Annotated in this window: 14 protein-coding genes, 1 pseudogene and 1 riboswitch; of the genes and pseudogenes, 7 read left to right on the forward strand and 8 right to left on the reverse strand. The window is 59.2% G+C overall.

All coding sequences use genetic code 11. From position 1 onward, the window contains the following. The first annotated feature begins 220 nt into the window (after window positions 1-220). On the forward strand, window positions 221-1,237 hold the full coding sequence (locus ALII_RS0111875; protein ID WP_024587532.1) for an ROK family protein: 1,017 nt from the start codon (window positions 221-223) through the stop codon (window positions 1,235-1,237). A 38-nt stretch (window positions 1,238-1,275) separates the two neighbouring features. Here ALII_RS0111875 and ALII_RS0111880 read toward each other — a convergent pair whose 3' ends face one another. Both ALII_RS0111880 and ALII_RS0111885 read right to left on the reverse strand, forming a co-directional pair. Then, window positions 1,276-1,458, reverse strand: coding sequence for a DUF3606 domain-containing protein (locus tag ALII_RS0111880; RefSeq protein WP_024587533.1), 183 nt, complete (start codon window positions 1,456-1,458; stop codon window positions 1,276-1,278). Window positions 1,459-1,524: 66 nt separating this feature from the next. Further along, window positions 1,525-2,697 carry a zinc-dependent alcohol dehydrogenase gene (locus ALII_RS0111885; RefSeq protein ID WP_024587534.1) on the reverse strand — a complete coding sequence of 391 codons (1,173 nt, stop codon included), beginning with the start codon at window positions 2,695-2,697 and terminating at the stop codon, window positions 1,525-1,527. Window positions 2,698-2,888: 191 nt separating this feature from the next. On the opposite strand from ALII_RS0111885, the gene ALII_RS21245 reads away from it, so the two are divergent. From ALII_RS21245 to ALII_RS0111900, 3 genes are all read left to right on the forward strand, one after another. Further along, window positions 2,889-4,217, forward strand: a complete 1,329-nt coding sequence (locus ALII_RS21245) for a sensor histidine kinase (protein ID WP_210163444.1) — start codon at window positions 2,889-2,891, stop codon at window positions 4,215-4,217. 189 nt (window positions 4,218-4,406) lie between these two features. Continuing rightward, on the forward strand, window positions 4,407-4,853 hold the full coding sequence (locus ALII_RS0111895; RefSeq protein WP_024587536.1) for a MucR family transcriptional regulator: 447 nt from the start codon (window positions 4,407-4,409) through the stop codon (window positions 4,851-4,853). A 100-nt stretch (window positions 4,854-4,953) separates the two neighbouring features. Next, window positions 4,954-7,149, forward strand: coding sequence for an EAL domain-containing protein (locus ALII_RS0111900; RefSeq protein ID WP_029660459.1), 2,196 nt, complete (start codon window positions 4,954-4,956; stop codon window positions 7,147-7,149). Between the two features lie 480 nt (window positions 7,150-7,629). Here ALII_RS0111900 and ALII_RS0111905 read toward each other — a convergent pair whose 3' ends face one another. The 4 genes and pseudogenes from ALII_RS0111905 to ALII_RS22005 form a co-directional block, all read right to left on the reverse strand. Then, complete coding sequence (locus tag ALII_RS0111905) at window positions 7,630-7,926, reverse strand: PRC-barrel domain-containing protein (RefSeq protein WP_024587538.1); 297 nt, start codon at window positions 7,924-7,926, stop codon at window positions 7,630-7,632. A 207-nt stretch (window positions 7,927-8,133) separates the two neighbouring features. Then, a complete protein-coding gene (locus tag ALII_RS22000; RefSeq protein WP_081718978.1) occupies window positions 8,134-8,706 on the reverse strand; it encodes a DUF1810 family protein in 573 nt (190 codons plus the stop codon). 54 nt (window positions 8,707-8,760) lie between these two features. Further along, on the reverse strand, window positions 8,761-9,405 hold the full coding sequence (locus ALII_RS0111910) for an outer membrane protein (RefSeq protein WP_024587539.1): 645 nt from the start codon (window positions 9,403-9,405) through the stop codon (window positions 8,761-8,763). A 391-nt stretch (window positions 9,406-9,796) separates the two neighbouring features. Beyond that, window positions 9,797-9,961: pseudogene (locus ALII_RS22005) on the reverse strand (ACP phosphodiesterase); the annotation flags it as partial. Window positions 9,962-10,287: 326 nt separating this feature from the next. Next, a riboswitch (glycine riboswitch) is annotated at window positions 10,288-10,375 on the forward strand. 308 nt (window positions 10,376-10,683) lie between these two features. Between ALII_RS22005 and ALII_RS0111920 the strand changes: the two are divergent. The 3 genes from ALII_RS0111920 (at window position 10,684) to ALII_RS0111930 (ending at window position 12,411) form a co-directional block, all read left to right on the forward strand. Continuing rightward, complete coding sequence (locus tag ALII_RS0111920) at window positions 10,684-11,397, forward strand: L,D-transpeptidase (protein ID WP_244437428.1); 714 nt, start codon at window positions 10,684-10,686, stop codon at window positions 11,395-11,397. Between the two features lie 11 nt (window positions 11,398-11,408). Next, complete coding sequence (locus tag ALII_RS0111925; RefSeq protein ID WP_024587542.1) at window positions 11,409-12,032, forward strand: trimeric intracellular cation channel family protein; 624 nt, start codon at window positions 11,409-11,411, stop codon at window positions 12,030-12,032. A gap of 79 nt (window positions 12,033-12,111) precedes the next feature. Beyond that, the gene (locus ALII_RS0111930; protein ID WP_024587543.1) at window positions 12,112-12,411 is read left to right on the forward strand and encodes a hypothetical protein; all 300 of its coding nucleotides are present in this window, start codon (window positions 12,112-12,114) and stop codon (window positions 12,409-12,411) included. Window positions 12,412-12,555: 144 nt separating this feature from the next. On the opposite strand, the gene ALII_RS0111935 is transcribed toward ALII_RS0111930, so the two are convergent. Beyond that, the gene (locus tag ALII_RS0111935) at window positions 12,556-12,987 is read right to left on the reverse strand and encodes a DUF983 domain-containing protein (RefSeq protein ID WP_244437429.1); all 432 of its coding nucleotides are present in this window, start codon (window positions 12,985-12,987) and stop codon (window positions 12,556-12,558) included. A 141-nt stretch (window positions 12,988-13,128) separates the two neighbouring features. Continuing rightward, on the reverse strand, window positions 13,129-14,568 hold the full coding sequence (locus tag ALII_RS0111940) for a DUF305 domain-containing protein (protein WP_244437430.1): 1,440 nt from the start codon (window positions 14,566-14,568) through the stop codon (window positions 13,129-13,131). Between the last annotated feature and the right edge of the window lie 26 nt (window positions 14,569-14,594).

The following is a 14,594-nucleotide window of genomic DNA, read 5'->3' on the forward strand; positions in this document are numbered from 1 at the left end:
GGTTTGTCGTTCCCGTTCATTTTCAATGCTCCTCGAATGGCTCCGGAGGCGGATTGCCGGACCGGATATTCACGCTTGGAATGGATCCGACAGCCACCTCGGGCGTCCGACCCTTTCAGGGTTCGAACCTCGCTTTTGCGCCAATGTTCCTGCGTGGGTGACGGGGAACTTCCGAACCATCGCCGTGTTGCCAATCACGATTCATACAAGGGCAATCTCCATGACCGTTCATGGCTCGCCAAATCTTCCTGGCCTCGACGTCTCCAGCTACAGCCTGACGCTCGCGGACGGGGGCGGCTTCATCGGTGACCACGCGAGCGGCCGCGCATTCTTTGGCATCCTTGATGAACTGCGCAGTCCCCTGTGCCGCGCAGGAACGGACCCATTTGGTGGCAAGGACACCGACGACCTCTCGCACAAGGACATCGACAAGGCTTGGCGCAAGGGAGACGCATTCGCCGCGGGACTGGTGCACACCTCGATTGAGGAATTCGCACGGCGGCTGGCAGAGGTGGTGCGCGCTTACCGGAGCGCCGACGAGAACTGGGCCAAAGTCACACGGATCGTGGTCGGCGGCGGTTTGCGCGACAGTCGTATCGGCGAGATCGCCATCGGGCGTACGACGGCGATCCTCAGGTTGGAAGGCGTGGCGGTCGACCTCGTTCCCATCAAGCGAGATCCTGACGAAGCGGCCCTTATAGGCGGACTGCGGCTGATTCCGGGAGAGCGTCTGCGCGGCTGTTCGCAGTTGCTGGCAGTCGATATCGGAGGTTCAAGTATTCGCGCGGGCTTGGTCAACCTCTCGGCCAAACACCCCCACAATCTCGCCAAGGCTGCTGTCGTCGCACACGCCCAATGGAAATACGGTGACGAGAAAAATAAGCCGAGCCGGGACGAGGCGATCGGCAAACTCACTCAGATGATTGACGGCTTGCGGAGGAAGGCCGGCGACGATCTCGCCGAGGTTATCACCGTCGCATGTCCCGGCAGCATCACGCCCGACGGTGACATTCGGGACGGGGCGCAAAACCTGCCTGGGAACTGGGAGGCAAAGGACTTCAACCTGCCTGCAACGCTTGCCGCCGCTTTGGATGATGAGTTCGAGATCGTTCTGCACAACGATGCCGTCGTCCAAGGTCTCAGTGAAGCGGATCGGATGAAGGATGTGCGGCACTGGGCGGTGGTGACGATCGGCACGGGTCTCGGCAACGCTGCTTACCGCAACACCGCGAGTTGAGTGGCAAAGCGACGCCGCGCGTCGCTTCGCCACGGTGTTCAGGCCAGCTTGCTGGCTTCGCGTTCCAAGGTCGCACGGTCATTGCCGTGCTTCTTGATCAACTCGCGCACTTGCTCCGGTGAGATGCGATTGGCCTGCGCAAAATATTGGACCTCGTGATCTTGATCGGCTGCCACGCGGGACCGGTCCTGATAGCCTTTCTTGTTTGGATCGTCGGACATGATCGATGCTCCTTGATTGTTTGCACTGCCCGCCGAATCCCCGGACGGGCTGGATGTTCCGATGCGCTAAGGCGTCATGACCACCTTGATGCAGCCATCCTTCTTGTCGCGGAAATCCTTGTAGAGTTCAGGACCCTGTTCAAGCGTGGCGCGATGGGTGATGACGAAGGACGGGTCGATCTCCCCCCCGACAACCTTGTCGAGCAACGGCTGGAGATATCGATGCGTGTGCGTCTGGCCCATCTTGAAGGTCAGTGCCTTGTTCATGGCCGCGCCGAACGGGATATGGTCGAGCATCCCGATGTAGACGCCCGGAACGGAGATCGTGCCGCCCTTCCGGCAGGAAAAGATTGCCTCGCGCAGGACGTGCGGTCGGTCGGTGCCGATGTGGAGCGCAGCCTTCGCCTTGTCGAGCATGGCGTCAGCACTTGCGCCAGCGTCCGATTCCGTTCCAACGCAGTCGATGCACCGATCAGGGCCGCGCCCGTCGGTCATGTCCATCAGAGCGTCGTAGATTTTGACGGCTCCGAAATCGAGCGTTTCGGCGCGGCCATAGGTCCGCGCCATTTCAAGGCGTTCGGGAACGGTATCGATTGCGATTACCCGCCCTGCTCCAAGCATCCAAGCGCTCTGGATGGCGAACTGGCCGACAGGACCACAGCCCCAGATCGCGACCGTGTCGCCGTCTTCAATCCCGGCGTTTTCCGCTGCCATGTATCCAGTCGGGAAGATGTCGGACAGGAACAGCACCTGATCGTCGTCGATCCCGTCGGGCACCTTGATCGGACCCACGTCCGCGTAGGGCACACGAAGGTATTCGGCCTGCCCCCCCGCATACCCCCCCAGCATGTGCGAATAGCCAAACAGCCCGGACGGCGAATGGCCCATCGCCTCAATGGCCTTCTCAGCGTTCCGATTGGAGCGGTCGCACAGCGAGAACAGTTCCTTCTTGCAGAAGAAGCAGTTTCCGCAGGCGATGTTGAACGGGACGACGACACGGTCGCCGACGTTGAATTTGGTGACGGCTTTCCCGACTTCGTTGACCTCGCCCATGGTCTCGTGCCCCAGCACGTCACCAGATTCCATCGTCGGCATGTAGCCGTTCATCAAATGCAAATCCGAACCGCAGATCGCACACGACGTCACCTTGATGATAATGTCGCGGTCGTCTTCGATACGTGGGTCCTCCACTGTATCGCAGCGGATGTCGCCTTTGCCGTGCCAGCAGAGCGCCTTCATTTTTCTGATCCCTTCGATTGCTTTTCTACTGGGTGAACAACAGGTGCAGGGCAATGTTCCGCATAAGCTGTGGCGCAACCATTTGCGTTTGTGAGCAAACCTTCGAAGCCGTACGAAAGGGGACGGCGGAGGGATAGGTCATGAACAAGCCTGGAAGCATCGACGCCAGTCTCGACGAGGCTGATCTAAGGGTGCGGCTCGCCTTGCAGGCTGCACGGATCGGCATTTGGGAATGGGACATTGCCACCGGTGCAATGGACTATTCTGCACGGGCGCGCGAAATCTGCGGCTTCCCGCCGGGCGGCGAAATTTCCATCGACGACGTTCGCAAGGTGACCCACCCCGAGGATCTGCCGAGAACATCCGACATGGCGCGGCGCGCGCTTGACCCCGTCATCCGCGAGAAGCCTGTCTTTGAATATCGCATCCTCAAAGCCGGGACAGGTGAGCTGCGTTGGGTGCGCGCACATGGCGAGGCCATCTTCGGCATGGACGATGCCGGACTGCCAGCGGCGATGCGCTACGTCGGCATGATCTGGGACATCACCGACCGCAAGGGTCTCGAATATTCGCTGGAAGAGGCCCAACTGGCGCAGCGGCTGGCGATCGATGCCGCGCATATGGCCGTGTGGGAGCTCGACATCCGGCGCGACGCGCTCACGACCAGTCCGGAACTCAATAGACTGTTCGGTTTCGCAGAGGACGAAATGCCCTCGGTCGAACAATTCCGGCAATGCTATCTGCCCGGCGAAAGGGAAAAGGTTCGTCAGGCGGCGATGTCGGCGCTCGAACTCGGCCAAAGCCAGTTCGAGGTTGAGTTTTGTATCCAGCGCCGCGACAAGGCTGCCCGTTGGCTCTTACTGCGCGCGGAAATCTCGAAGGATACCGACGGCAATTATGACCGGGTCGTCGGCGTCGTGATGGATATCGACGACAGAAAACAGTCCGAGGAACAGCGCGAAATCCTTCTGCGCGAACTGAACCATCGGGTGAAGAACTCGCTCTCGGTCGTACTGGCGATCGCGTCCCAGACGTTCAGGAACGCATTGCCGATGAACGATGCGCTGGACGTATTTCGCGGCCGCGTGCAGGCGCTCGCCGCCGCTAACGACGCAATCGTCAAGAACGATTGGACCGGGTTCAGCATCGGAGGGCTCGTCGAGCAAATTGCCGCGCCCTACCGCCAGAGGGACTTCGATCCGTTCGTCTTGAGCGGGGAAGACATCGCCTTGCGCCCTACGATGAACGTTCCGCTTGCCCTCGTCCTGCACGAGCTCTGTACGAACGCGGCGAAGTACGGCGCGCTTTCTGTGCCAGACGGCACGGTTGCCATCCGTTGGACCGCGAACGATCACCTTCTCAATCTGACTTGGCAGGAAGTCGACGGCCCTCCCGCTGCCGAAGGTGCGGCAGGCTTTGGAACGAGACTGTTGCGCGACCTCTTAACGCGCGAATTCGAGGCATTTTCGCTGGAGATCCAACCCGCGGGCGCAGTTTGCGAGATGACTATCCGTATGTGATTGAGCGCCCCCTGAAAGGAATAAGGTTACCGCATCTAAGTTTGGTGGCGGACTCGGGCTACTGTAGAGCGGTGCTGATAGGGCTGACGACGGCGTGTCGTTGAAAACGTTTAAGTAACGTCATTTGCAGAATGCCAAATTTCCAGTTATTGCCCCAGCTGAATTGTCACAGATTCTACGGGGCATAAAATGCAGACAACAGATAAACCTGACCTGGCATTGGTCGAACTGACGACCGAGATCGTCAGCGCCTATGTCGCAAACAACCCGGTACCAGCAAATGAACTGGCAGCGCTAATCGAAAGCGTCCATCGCACGATGATTGGCCTCAGCAGCCAGCAGCCGGAGCCAGAGGCGGAACAGCCGCAAAAGCCGGCTGTGAACCCGAAGCGATCCGTGTTTGACGACTACATCGTCTGCCTGGATGATGGCAAGAAGTTCAAATCCATGCGCCGTCACTTAATGAAGCTCGGCATGACGCCAGAAGAATACCGAGCAAAGTGGAACTTGCCGCACGACTATCCGATGGTGGCTCCCGCCTATGCCAAGGCGCGCTCCGACCTGGCCAAGTCCATGGGGCTCGGGCGTAAGCCGGGGACGTCCAAGAAAGGCATAACGCGCAAGAGGGCCGCTTAGCGGGGTCCGCAGCACGACTACCCTTCCATTTGATAGACAGCCTGGAAAGCGGGAATTAACCCGTCGCCGTCATGAATGAACCTCATCGACGGGGGTTATCATGGCAGCTTTTTCTATCCGTGCAGGGCGATTTGCGCGACTGATCGCGGTTCCGGCGATGCTTGGGGTTTGCGCTGTCGCTGCACTGGTTGGCGGGCTCCTGGTGTGGGCTGGGCAGGAGGCGGATGAGGTCGCGGTCGACCGACAGGTTGCACTGGCAACGCTTGTTGCCAGCAACCTTCGGGAGACGATCGCCCACAATCAGGAAAGCGTCACTGTATGGGATGATGCCGTCACCGCTGTACGGCAAGCATCGAGCGCCGAGTGGATCGACTATAATCTGGGCAGCTGGATGCACACTTATTTCGGTCATGACGGAGCCTATGTCCTCGATCCCGCCAACGCTCCCATTTATCAGTTCTCAACTCACAGCGATGACCGGCCTTATGCCGATGTTGAAGAAGTCGCGAAGCCCTTGGTCGCCAGCTTGCGCCAGCGGTTGCTCAGCGGAGATGAAAGCGGCGTTTCCGATCGAATTCTCAGTCTTGGAGAAGCAGACATAGGCGTCGTTGCTGGACGCCCTGCCCTTGTGAGCATCAAGCCAATCGTCTCCGATACCGGTGAGATCGAGCAAACAGCGGGCACGGAATATCTGCATGTCGCAGTTCGATTTCTCGATAGCGATTTCGTGGCAGCTTTGTCGCGGGACTATCAGTTTGAAGATCTACGCTTTGCCTGGGAGCCGTCTTCGGAAAGGAGCGAGACCAACCTTCCCATAGTTTCATCGTCGGGCGATACGATCGGATACTTCGTCTGGCAGCCCTACCGTCCTGGGGCTGCGGTCGTTAGTCGGATTGCGCCTGCAGCAACGGCGGCGTTGGCAATGATGCTCGGTCTCGTCGGTGGTCTTCTGTTTCTTCTGGATCGTCGTTCGCACCGATTGGCAGAACGTGACGCCAGAATGAAGCACTTGGCCCACCACGACTCGCTGACCGAACTGCCAAATCGCGCCTTGTTCCACGATCGCCTTGACGCGGCTTTGAATCAGTCGGCAGGCGAGTTGGTCGCGGTGCTGTATCTTGACCTCGATCACTTCAAACAGGTCAACGACACCCTGGGCCATCCGGCGGGCGACGCCGTCATCATTGAGTTCGGTAATCGCCTGTCCGGTCTCATTCGCTCCACCGACACACTGTCGCGCTTGGGGGGTGACGAATTCACGGTCGTCATCCCTGCTCTGCGCCATGTGGAAGATGTCGAATTGCTGTGCGACCGGATCATCGACACCATTCGGCAACCGTTCGACATCGAGGGCCATCAGGTCTTCATTGGGGTAACGATCGGGGTCGCCATTGCGCCACGCGACGGAGATACGCGGATTGAACTATGCCGCAAAGCTGACATTGCACTCTATCATGCAAAGACTTCCGGTCGCAGTCGCTACGCCATGTTTGGCGCAGAGATGGGTGCAATCCTGCAAGCCCGCCGCGACATCGAGCGGGATCTGCGGGCGGCTTTGGCAAGAAGCGACCAGCTCGAAGTTCACTACCAGCCGTTGCTAAATGCAGCCACGCAGAGGATCGTCGGTGTTGAGGCGCTTCTACGCTGGCGGCACCCCGCCAACGGCTGGATATCGCCAGACGTATTCATTCCCATCGCAGAGGAAACCGGCCAGATCGAAGCAATTGGCGATTTCGTCTTGCGGGAAGCCTGCAACGCCGCAAAGCTCTGGCCGTCGCTCTCGGTCGCTGTGAACGTTTCGGCCATCGAGCTGCGCAGTCCGGCCTTCGCCACGAAGGTCGCTGCCTTGTTGCTGGAAACCGAAATCGATCCACGTCGTATCGAACTGGAACTAACCGAAAGCGCTCTTACTGACCCGAACGGGATTGGCGATCAAAACGTCAAAGCGCTCCGAGCATTGGGCGTGCGCATCGCGCTTGACGATTTTGGCACAGGCTTCTCCTCCCTCGGCCGCCTCCAGCAGCTCGAGGTGGACCGTATCAAGATTGACCGAAGCTTCGTCAGCGGCTTCGGGCGGCTCAACGGCGATGAGGCCATTGTGCAGGCGATTATTGAACTGGCGAAGGCCCGCGGGCTCAGAACCACGGCGGAAGGTGTGGAGACGGTGGAACAAGGCACCCATCTCCGGTCAATCGGCTGCGACGACCTACAGGGCTTTCTCTATTCTCGTCCGGTGACGCCTTCGGAGATCACTGCTTTGCTCGCTCGTGGCAGCTCTCTAGTGAAACAGGCCTGAGGCGCTCTGGTCGGGTTCGGCCCGGCTGTCCTCGCATTGCGGTGTCCGACAGCGCGAACGTGGTTCCCCGCCCGTCATGTTCTGGAACCAGCCCTTGCCAGTCGTGTAGACAAACACGCAGTCCGACCCTCAACGCCGCCGAAGATGTTCCGCGCCATCACATACAAAGCTTGCGGTGCCTTTCCATGTGGCAGGCATCCCGGTCCTGGACAGGCAGTTGATTCTGAACAGCAAGGAGCGGTCGTCCGAAGGGCGATCGCTACGACCGCTTCCGAGCCGAAGGGTCTGGCCGCTGCGTTGAAAGGGAAGCGGCGCGAACTGAACTCGCTATCGCCAAGTTGTTCCGCAGTGGGATGACGGCTAGCGCGCTGCTTCTGCTGGGGGGCGGTTACTTCGCGCCAGCCGTCGGCGGATGAGGATCCGCAGGGCAATTATGCCCCTATATTCTACGGCTTCATAGGCTGTCGCTCTATCAAGCAGTCAGTGTTGATGCTCGGGCAGTGCTTTGAGCTCATCTTTCGTCCAGGTCGTCACGGCATGCACCGTGTGCGCTTCGTCCCGCATGAAATCCAGCCGGCTGATTGGGATCCCCACCGGCTTTGCGCCGATGCCAAGGAAACCACCAACGTCAACCACCACTTGCGCATCCGAGCCAGCGCCGTGAAGGTGCGACACCTGGCCAATCTTTTCGTCACCAGGTCCATAGATCGTCGCGCCCTCGAGGTTGTTCTGTGTAAGTTCGTCGGCCTGCAGTCGTACGTGATTGGAATGATCCATTTTTGTTTCTCCTCTTTGGGTGGAAGGAGAACAGGTGCGGAGTCGGATCGTTCCACAATTGCGCAAGCTAAGGATCCCGGCAACATTCTCACACTCCAACGGTTAAGACAGTGAGCGTCACAGGGTCTGCTTTCTTCCAGTATAAAATTGGACTTGGTGCGCACGACGGAGCACAGGGTAGAATAGAGGCGGTCCTGGCAATGCGTTTTAATAGTGGCATTGGGGTCGTAACCGAACGTCTGATCTCTCGCTTTCTTGGCCAGACCGGACCGTCCGATGACGGCCCCGTGCGAGCCGAAACCCGGGTGCCTTTGAATGGCGGGTTTCGGGCCACGGGCAAACCGAACTGAATGACCAGGATGGGGTCGTAAGCAGACCAGGCAGACTTTGCCTGATCAGGCGGGCCCAGAACGGCAGCTTACCACCGAGTGCTTTCCAAAAGCGGACCGTCTGGTTCGGAGCGGCCGCTTGGAATAAAGTCATTGACGATCGGGATTTGAGGTCGTCCGGCGGGCCGAAAATATAGTGCAGAGGCTGCGCGTTACCTTCCAAGACTGTTTGACTGCAGAGGATCAACCGGGGGCCGAGAACGCTAATCTGGAGACAGGCAGCCCGGGCCTCGTCGACTGAGGCGATCCCATAGCCCCGAGGAAATCGATGTCTGGCTGCGCGTGTCGTGGGGCGAGGCGAAATCTCTGCAACGGCCCCTGCCCGATCATCAGCTTGTCGAGATTTCGGCAGATGTTTGAGACAAACTTCGCAAAACTTACTGTCGACCAAAAAAGGCCGGGATTACTCCCGGCCCTGTGTTCTGAGTGTGGCTCAGAAGTATGCTTAGAATTTGAAGCTGACGCCTACGCGAACAGCATGTTCGTTGACGTCGAAATCGCCAAGGCCGAGGCCGAAATCGTCGCTGCCATAGTCCGAATAGCGATACTCGACCCGAGCCGAAATCATGTCCGTAAAGGCATGCTCAACGCCCGCGCCAACAGTGTAGCCAGTGAGCGTTTCAGACTCATCCACACCGGGCCCCTCGACAAAGCCGTTGGTAATCGCAAGACCGGCGGTGCCATAGATCATCGTGCGGTCGAATGCGTAACCAAGACGGCCACGAAGCGAACCAGACCAATCCGTGCCCACTTCGTACGTGTCACCGAAGAGGACATACTCGTTCTCGTTCCACGTGTAGTTGATGTCGGCCTCAACGCCGTAGACCAGATTGCCGTTCTGAGCATTCAGCCCAACGTGGGCACCCAAAGTGCCGCCGTCGAAATTCTCGTCCGCAAGGCCGAAGCCCGCCGGGAATTCGAGATCAGTCCAGACATAGCCGCCCTGGATACCGATGTAAGCGCCCGACCAGTCATAAACCGAGGCAACGATGGGAGCGGTCGGTGCCGGGTCATAGATGACTGCGTCAGCCGCGAAAGCAGGAGCGCTGATGACGCCAAGAGCCGCCGAAGCAAGAAGAAGGTTCTTCATACGAATGGTTCCTCGTAATTCAATAGCTTCTAAATACACGAACCGCCACCCGAAGTCTGTCACCCGATTGCCACATTGCTGACAATAAACAACCTGAGCGTGCTGCGGACATCAGAGCACGCTAAAATATCCAGAATTTCCAACGGTGAGCGAAATGCGGGGCCGACATCTTCAAGCCTGGAGGGTTAAGTCATCGACCCCGCTGGCGATTGCTGCGTCGCCGTCAAGAATACTGCTACTTCGAGCACCAATGTCAACCGCGCGCGCTAGGCCCGCTCGTCGCCCCTCAGACCGGAAACTCCGCTACGGTGACCGGCTCTTGCTGAGCTCAGGCATTGGGCGGGGTAGTACCGTACGGCTTCCAATGTGTTTGCCCATGCCTTCCACCAAACCAGTCGGCATCATAGTCGTAGCTGTAGATCGGCAAATCACCGAAGCGGATTTCCTGCATTTGCAGTTCCGGCGGAGCGGGGCGAACAAGCGCTTGAGCGAGCTTTCGGTTAATCGAGCCCTTAGCCAGGCTGCCGACAAAGTATCCGACCTTGAAATCTGCCATCTGATCCTTCCTGATCACACTCTCAAACTGGGGCCATGCTGGGCGACGGTTGGCTGCTATCATCATGATAGCACGGCTGACCGTCGCCACCTATTGACCGTGGGACGCGGAGGTGGCGTCATCACTGACAACGGCGGCACCTCACGGTGTGCTATCGCGTCGTCGAAAACTGCATGACGTTGCATCCAAGAGGACGGACACGGCAGTGCCTTATGCAGGAAACTTCGAGCCTAAAAAACGTGGTGCGCCAGCGACGAAGCGTTACTGAAAGACCTGGACGCATCTGATCACAAATTGGCCTCAAACGAGGTCCTAGTAGACAGGATAATCAGCGAGCGGGAGAGAGTCGGTACGCCGACCGCCGAAGGAGCAACCGCCCCGGAAACTCTCAGGCACCCGGACCGCCCGCCGATCAACACTCTGGAAAGCGGAGCAGCAGCTCCCGCCGAAGGTGTAAGCCGCCGTCGCCTGAAGCGTGGTCGGCCAAACTCTCAGGCCAATGACAGAGGGGGCATGCATGCTGTGCACGCATCGCTGCCGGGGGCTTTTGATGAACATCTTACCCTGAGCGTCGGGCTCGACCCCATCGTCGTCCGGTTCTCGAACGTTATCCGATACATTCGGTCCGGACCTTCTCTGTCCGCCCAGTCCTCCACCTGCCCTTGAGCTAGCGCTCTTCGTGGGTGTCTGCGGCTGTGCGCGTTTTCCTTAAGATGACCCGAATGACCATCACTCCACGATCCCAGATGAACAGGCGAACCGTGCTCGCCTCCATGGGCAGCGTTCTCGCGCTGACGCTCGCGGGCTGCGCGACCACTGCTCCGACGCCACCCGAAGTGCCGGTTCCTCCTCCAGCATCGAAACATCCTGACCACGCGCTCCTGATGTACCGGGCGATGCCGGAAGAAGCATTCCCAATCCCGGCCGCGGACCTCTCGCGCCTCGATCCACGCTATATCCGGGAAGTGGTCGAATACCCGTCCCACGAAGAGCCAGGCACGGTCGTCGTCGATACGGCCAACCGCTACCTGTACCATATCCAACCTGGCGGAATGGCGACCCGCTACGGTGTTGGGATAGGTCGCTCCGGCTTCGAGTGGTCGGGCCGCGCGCATATCGCCTACAAGCGCGAGTGGCCTGTCTGGACGCCTCCGTCGGACATGATCAAGCGCCAGCCTCAGCTGGAAAAGTGGCGGCATGGCCAGCCTCCAGGCATCGACAATCCGCTCGGCGCAAGAGCGCTGTACATTCATAAGGGCAACGTCGACACGCTCTACCGCATCCACGGCACTGCAGAAGCATGGACTATCGGGAAGGCGGTCTCGTCGGGATGCGTACGGCTACTGCATCAGGACGTGATCCACCTACACGACAATGTCCGATCCGGCTCATCGATCGTCGTGCTGACGGATACAGCAACGTCCGGTCTCGTCTGAAGGGAAGAACGATGATCGACGCTGCCGTTGTCCTCCTCGACTGGTTCGGGGTCGCCGTGTTCGCCGTGACGGGATCGCTTGCGGCCTCCAGGAAGCGGATGGATATCGTTGGCTTCGTACTGCTCGGCACGGCGACCGGTATCGGCGGCGGGACGATCCGCGACGCAGTTCTCGGGGCCACACCCGTCTTCTGGGTGAACAGCCCCGGCTACCTGCTCGCCTGTGTGGTGATGTCGGTTGCCGTGTTCTTCCTAGCCCATGTGCCGCAGTCCAGGGAAGCCTTGCTGCTCCGCTTCGACGCGGTCGGCCTAGCGCTTTTCACGGTGCTGGGCGCGGACAAGGCACTCGCGATCGGAGCCGGGCCAATCCCTGCCGTCGCGATGGGACTGGTGACGGCGACGTTTGGTGGGATTGTACGGGACGTGTTGAGCGGCGAAATTCCTGCCATACTCAGTCGCGAGATCTATGCAACCGCAGCGCTTGCCGGAGCTATGGCGTTTGTCCTGCTCAACGGTACGGTTGTGCCTAGAGAGACCGCGATCGTCGCTGGCTTCGTCCTGACCCTTGCGATCCGTTTCGGCGCGCTGCGTTGGAGCTGGTCGTTGCCACGATACGGCCAATCCAGCGATCTGTGATTGAGGACATTGCGCCACCATGAAACCCGACAGAGGCAGGACAAGATTGGCTCGCCATCAGTTACCGAAGGAGGGCAGTATGATAATCGGGTCGCAGTGCAGGGCGGCAAGGGCCCTGGTCGAGATCACTCGCGGCAAGCTCAGCATCCGCTCTGGCATCGATGAAGTCGTCATCCAAGACTTCGAGCGCAAGCTCGACGTACCTGACGACAGCACCATCGCAGCGCTGCAGGCTGAGCTGGAAGATCTCGGCGCCGTTTTCATCGAAGAGAACGGTGGCGGCATCGGCGTGCGGTTGAAGTTCACGGAATCTGAAGCGAAGCGTATCGCCCGTTTGGAGGACGAAGGAGGAATAGTTGCCAATGACAGGGTGCCTTGATTTGCTACAAAAGCTGCCCGCTCTGGTCCAAGTGAGAATGTGCAACACGACTTGGGCTACTTCCCGATCGATTGATAGTTTTCGACGTGACTTGTATCGCGTGCACATACAACTCAAAAGAGACGTAGTCTCCCGGCCGAGCCTCTACTTTTCCGTTCGACGCTGGCGCGATCGCTCCGCGTGCCATTCCCGATCGATGGAGCCCTCTTCCGCTTTGTGAAAGAACTGCGAGCAGACCAACCAGCCTTTCAGCGGCCTAAGCAGCAGGACGCAGGAACCCACGATGAGAGGCAGCGTAGTGATGACGTGCGCCCATAGTGGAGGGTTGAAGGAGGCTTGTAGCCAAACGGCGAAGGCCAAAGCGGGAATCGTCGCAATCGTGATCGCAAAAAAGGCAGGCCCATCTGCAGGGTCGGCAAACGAATAGTCCAAGCCGCAGACTTCGCACTGCTGCGCCATCGCCAGGAACCCCTTGAAAAGATGGCCCCGCTGGCAGCGAGGACACAAACCCTTAATGCCCGTCACCATGGGGTTGTCGGTAGGAGTGTAGGATTCGGCCATTTCGAACTCCATCATTCGTCCAATCACTCGCGATTGGTCGATGTTCCATGATCATGATTGGCTGCCAGCCGATGAGCGAGGGTGAAGCGCTACCGCCGGGTGTCTCATTGCAATTTTGTCACGTGCGCTGGTCGCCACAGGTGTTGTCTGTCTTGATCAATCGGGCTCTTGCGGACTGCCAAAACTAGCGCGGCGGACACCCCGACGCGCCAACCACGCTTCCATCTGCCGAATCTCGGTTTCCTGTTCCGCGATGACATGTTTGGCAAAGGACCTGGTCTCCGCGTCCGCGCCGAACTGCAGTTGCACCCGGGCCATATCGATCGCGCCTTGGTGATGTGGGATCATGCCCAACATGAAGGCTACGTCTGGATCAGGGTGGCGCATGCCTTCAATCATGGGTCCGTGCATCGTAGTCATCGTCGCCTCATATGCAGCAGCGGCGGGCCCCTGCGACAGATCTGTTGTATCTGCCCCGCCGTCTTTTGCGACGTGTATGTCCGACGCCGGTCGATCACCGATTTCACCAGACCCCATCGGTCCATGCGGACTTTCCGGATTGTAGGAATGCGTCGCCCGTTCTGCCACTTCCTGTGGCGCGCCGTCCGGCCCGTAGAATGCGCGATGCAGGCCCCAGTAGCTGCCGACGAACAACACCAATGCGATCGCAAGCCCCGCAGGAACGCTGTGTAGTGACTGCTTGAGCTTCGGGACAAAGTGCAGCTCGCGCGTGTGGTCGGCAGCGATAGCGACGATGATCGCCATGATCAGCGCGTGGCCCACGAGGTCGATGCGGCCGAAAGGATAAACCGCCGCGTTGAAGATGATGAACAGCGCGACGGCCGACAGCCGTCTCACCAGAGGTGTCCACAACAGACCAAAGCCCATCGTGAACTCGGCCACCCCTGCCATCGGAATGAACACGTCACGCGGCATGCCAAAGGTGAGAAAGGGCTTTTCTTGGACAAGGGGGTAGAACCAGTCTGGATATGCAAACTTCTCGAGGCTGGACCACATCAGGGCAATGGCCACGCCCCAGCGTAGAACTTCAAAGCGATGCTTGCGCCAATCTTCATTGCGGGACGCGGCCAGAACGAGATAAGCGGCGACGGCCACGCCCAGCGCCAGGTAATCAAGAAGATGGAAGAAGTCGTAGTCGCGGAGCGCTAGCGCCCATAGCAAGATGATGCCGGCGGCCGACAGTGGCATTGTCTTTCGGGAGAATACCCCGAAGGCGATCAGCAGCTGCAACCACGAAACCCACTCGGCCGGGGTCTGCAGGTCGGGCGTAAGATATACCCCGCCGACTGCAAAAACAGCGACGAAGAAGGCACCGATTACAACTCGGATGAAGTCGTCGAGCCTGTTCCAGAGCGGGTCGCTAACCCGGTCCATCCCCACGAGGATACTTTGTCCGACAGGACCTCTTTCAATTGCCCTCGTCACGATGAAGAAGATGAGAACAAGGCCGATCGCCGCCCAGAACCAGAGGTTGGTCAGCGTATTGCCGATCGGAGCCGGAGAAGCACCCACGATGTAGGGTGCGAACCACTTGACATGTGCCTGGGCGGGAGAGGCTGCGAGGAGCGCAAACAAAGGGACTCCCGCAGCAACTGCCAGGG

It is taken from the genome of Aliihoeflea sp. 2WW, assembly GCF_000497755.1.
Lineage (GTDB): Bacteria > Pseudomonadota > Alphaproteobacteria > Rhizobiales > Rhizobiaceae > Aliihoeflea.

Excerpts from the sequence above, each read along its gene's own strand:
- ALII_RS0111875 (WP_024587532.1), top strand. The coding sequence starts at position 221 with ATGACCGTTCATGGCTCGCCAAATCTTCCTGGCCTCGACGTCTCCAGC.
- ALII_RS0111880 (WP_024587533.1), bottom strand. The coding sequence starts at position 1,458 with ATGTCCGACGATCCAAACAAGAAAGGCTATCAGGACCGGTCCCGCGTG.
- ALII_RS0111885 (WP_024587534.1), bottom strand. The coding sequence starts at position 2,697 with ATGAAGGCGCTCTGCTGGCACGGCAAAGGCGACATCCGCTGCGATACA.
- ALII_RS0111895 (WP_024587536.1), top strand. The coding sequence starts at position 4,407 with ATGCAGACAACAGATAAACCTGACCTGGCATTGGTCGAACTGACGACC.
- ALII_RS0111900 (WP_029660459.1), top strand. The coding sequence starts at position 4,954 with ATGGCAGCTTTTTCTATCCGTGCAGGGCGATTTGCGCGACTGATCGCG.
- ALII_RS0111905 (WP_024587538.1), bottom strand. The coding sequence starts at position 7,926 with ATGGATCATTCCAATCACGTACGACTGCAGGCCGACGAACTTACACAG.
- ALII_RS0111910 (WP_024587539.1), bottom strand. The coding sequence starts at position 9,405 with ATGAAGAACCTTCTTCTTGCTTCGGCGGCTCTTGGCGTCATCAGCGCT.
- ALII_RS0111920 (WP_244437428.1), top strand. The coding sequence starts at position 10,684 with ATGACCATCACTCCACGATCCCAGATGAACAGGCGAACCGTGCTCGCC.
- ALII_RS0111925 (WP_024587542.1), top strand. The coding sequence starts at position 11,409 with ATGATCGACGCTGCCGTTGTCCTCCTCGACTGGTTCGGGGTCGCCGTG.
- ALII_RS0111930 (WP_024587543.1), top strand. The coding sequence starts at position 12,112 with ATGATAATCGGGTCGCAGTGCAGGGCGGCAAGGGCCCTGGTCGAGATC.
- ALII_RS0111935 (WP_244437429.1), bottom strand. The coding sequence starts at position 12,987 with ATGATGGAGTTCGAAATGGCCGAATCCTACACTCCTACCGACAACCCC.